The organism is Luteitalea sp., from assembly GCF_022842525.1.
Classification (GTDB): domain Bacteria; phylum Acidobacteriota; class Vicinamibacteria; order Vicinamibacterales; family Vicinamibacteraceae; genus Luteitalea.
Genome location: NZ_JALHPM010000382.1, coordinates 1 through 2,523, shown reverse-complemented (window position 1 = coordinate 2,523; position 2,523 = coordinate 1). Strand labels below are relative to the sequence as shown.

Genomic DNA, 2,523 nt, shown 5'->3' with positions numbered 1-2,523 from the left:
TTGACCATCGCACCGCGTGGGCGGATGCGGCTGAAGTCGTAGCCGACGCCGCCACCGCGACGCATGGTCTCTGCCGCCTGCGCCAGCGCCTTGTAGATGCTGGGCTTGCCGGCCACGTCCTCGGAGACGCTGTCGCCGACCGGCTGCACGAAGCAGTTGATCAGCGTGGCCCGGATGTCGGTGCCAGCGGCCGAATTGATGCGGCCAGCGGGGATGAAGCCGCGGGCCAGCGCGGCCAGGAATCGCGCCTGCCAGTAAGCCTGGTCGGCCGGCCGTTCGACCGCGGCGAGCGCGAGGCTGACGCGGGCATGGATGTCTTCGGCCGAGGACTCGTTGCCCTTGGCGTACTTCTCGAGCAGGACATCGGTCGAGATGGCTTGCGGCGCGAGCGCGGCATCGATCTTGGGAAGGTCGTTGAGTTTCATGACGAACTCCTGAGGAACGGGTCGGATGGATACCCACGCGGCAAGGCCTGTCCGTGTCCGCATCGCGCGAGGCGACGCAGCGGGAGAGGCTCGGATGCACTGGTGGGCGGGGAGGGCGCCAGGGCCCTTTGCCGGCGCGACGCAGAGGTCGCGACAGCCGATCGGCCTGGTACATGGAAGACGGGCGGATCGCCCGATTCGGTCACTTGCGCGCGAGCTTTCTCGCAGGGCGCTCGTGGACCGAAAGGCTTCGTGTCGCCGACCCTTGAAGGGACGGCAGCGGGGATGCTTGGGCTGACTTCGCGCCGATGGCGCCAGGTGCGTCAGCTACCTGTGGGGAAACCGTTCTTTCCGGAGCGGGCCTGGGGACCCGCTCTGGAAAGAACCACCCGGAGGCGGCTCTTTCTTGAGGTCGATCAGGTCATGAGACCAGGTCGACCGAGGCTTCATCGGCTGACGTTCCGAGTGCGACGCGGAAGGTCCGTCCGACCAGGGCCGCATAGTCGTTGAGCGGCAGGTCCTGCAGCAGGCAGCGCAGCATGCTCGCGGGATCCGGGCAGCGCAGGGTGCGCACCAGCCGATCCAGCCGCCGCATGTCCTCGTCGCAGGCCGTGTCGTCGAAGTGGTCGTACTCGCCGGTGTAGGCCGAGACCTGCTTGACGACGGCGCCGCCTCGACAACCAGCAGGGCAGAGGATCACTTCGTCGTGGAACAGCGCGTCGTCGCTGATCGTCACGACATCGGTGCCGTGCCGGATCTCGAAGCGGTCGCACAGCCGGACCAACTCGCAGATGAAGATGCCGTCGAAACGCTCCTCGGCACCAGCCCCGACGGCGACGACTTCGATGTCCTCGACATCGAGATCACGCAGCTCGCGTGTCACCCAGTGCTCGAAGCCGAGCAGGTAGGTGTGCACCAGGGTCAGCCCGGCCGCCCGCGCGTACATCAGCGTCGCGTGCGATTCGTCCTTCTGGTACGGGCTGAATGCCGCCAGCCGGATCGTTCCGTTCTCGACGTCCTCGCACGTCGGATGGCTGTCCGGGCTCTGCAGGTAGCGCTCCTGCTCGTCTGCCGTGGTCGGGTAGTCGATCACCACGGAACAGGCCTGGCGCGGCACTACCGGGACGTCGTCGAAGACCTCCAGCAGGTTCTGCCGCCGGGCAACCGCGTAGTAGCGCTCGACGAACTCGGCCGGCGGCAGCTTCTGCTTCCTCTCCTCGAGGACCGTCCGCCACAGCTGCCTGACCGCGCCGTCGATGCGCTTGCCCTGTTCCTCCGCATCGATGAGTTCGGTACGGTCCGGCATGCGGGCCATGAAGAGCGCGGAATTCAGGTGAATCACGTCCACCTTCTGATGCTCCCAGTGGAGATGCCGATCCGGGCTGCCGATCAGCAGGCCCTGGAGGTACAGCGCGCTTGCCGTTGCCGGCTCGCCGCCGTCGGTGCCCCAGAGATGCACCTGCCCGATGTCGGTGGCCGTGAATGGCATCGCTGCCAGGCAGTGCTGCCGGGCCTGCGACACGCCGTTGTAGACCACGGGAAGAGGAAACCCGCGCGTGATGCGGTCGATCAGCTGATCCAGTTGCGGCAGGTCCGCGCCTTCGAGCTCTACCGTGGTGAGGCCCGGGTCGGCATCGGGCGCTGCCTCCACATCGAGTTCGACCTGGTCCAGGGCATCGTCGCACTGGAAGGCCAGGCGCTGCCCAAGTGAGGTCACCGTGACCCGACTGGCGGCGTACAGGCACTTTGAGAAGCCGAGGCCGAAGGCGTGCTCCGTCCGAATCGTGTCTTCGTCCCAGCCGCTCTCGTTGAAGGTCAGCAGCCGCTGGAAGTCCTCGATGCCGCAGCCGTCGTCGATGACGGTCAGGCGCCTGGCCGTCGCGTCATAGCTGATGGTCACCTGCGTCGCGCCGGCGCGGCGTGCGTTCTGCAGCAGCTCCGAGACCAGCGTGAGCTTGTTGGTGAAGGCGAAGCGCCCATTGCGCAGGGCGCCGCGCTCGTTGACTCTGACTTGCACTTTCATGAATCTCTCCTTGTGCAAGCGGGTGGGCACCCAGAGGGGTGACCCCCACTCGGGGTGATGAAGGGCGTCCGGCCG

2 protein-coding genes are annotated in these 2,523 nt (G+C 66.9%); both read right to left on the bottom strand.

The window, feature by feature from the left end; translation table 11 throughout:
• Positions 1-425 (bottom strand): ribonucleotide reductase N-terminal alpha domain-containing protein (locus Q0C41_RS31270; RefSeq protein ID WP_291990952.1); only part of this gene is annotated, 425 nt, incomplete at its 3' end.
• A 421-nt stretch (positions 426-846) separates the two neighbouring features.
• Entirely contained in the window at positions 847-2,448 is a 1,602-nt protein-coding gene (locus tag Q0C41_RS31265; protein ID WP_291990950.1) for an ATP-binding protein, read from the bottom strand.
• Positions 2,449-2,523: the final 75 nt, after the last annotated feature.